Origin of the sequence: Pseudomonas sp. SIMBA_068 (genome assembly GCF_046534705.1) — a bacterium.
GTDB lineage: Bacteria > Pseudomonadota > Gammaproteobacteria > Pseudomonadales > Pseudomonadaceae > Aquipseudomonas > Aquipseudomonas putida.
The window spans coordinates 1-258 of sequence record NZ_JAWRYI010000912.1 but is presented as its reverse complement, the minus strand read 5'-3'; the positions used below and the strand labels follow the sequence as shown (position 1 = coordinate 258).

Annotated in this window: 1 protein-coding gene; it reads right to left on the bottom strand. The window is 54.7% G+C overall.

All coding sequences use genetic code 11. The features are described 5' to 3' along the window. Positions 1-258: hypothetical protein (locus SB756_RS32035; RefSeq protein ID WP_410913497.1), on the bottom strand; the 258-nt coding region annotated here is incomplete at both ends.

Genomic DNA, 258 nt, shown 5'->3' with positions numbered 1-258 from the left:
AGATCCCACCATTGGTTGTTGAAAGCATACCGCGCCAGTTGAGCCTGCTCTGTTTTTGACTTGCTCTTCACCAGATTGGCCCACTCGCTACGCGCGGTGTTATCGAGATTCCAGTACATCAACTCGCGCACGCGCGCCATCTCCGACCCCTGAGTCAGGGCGCTGTCAACATTCTGCGGCGCTTTATCAATCTTCAGCTCATACTCTTCGCCGATGCGTTGTGCAGCAACCATCGGGTAGAAACCACGCTGTTGCATG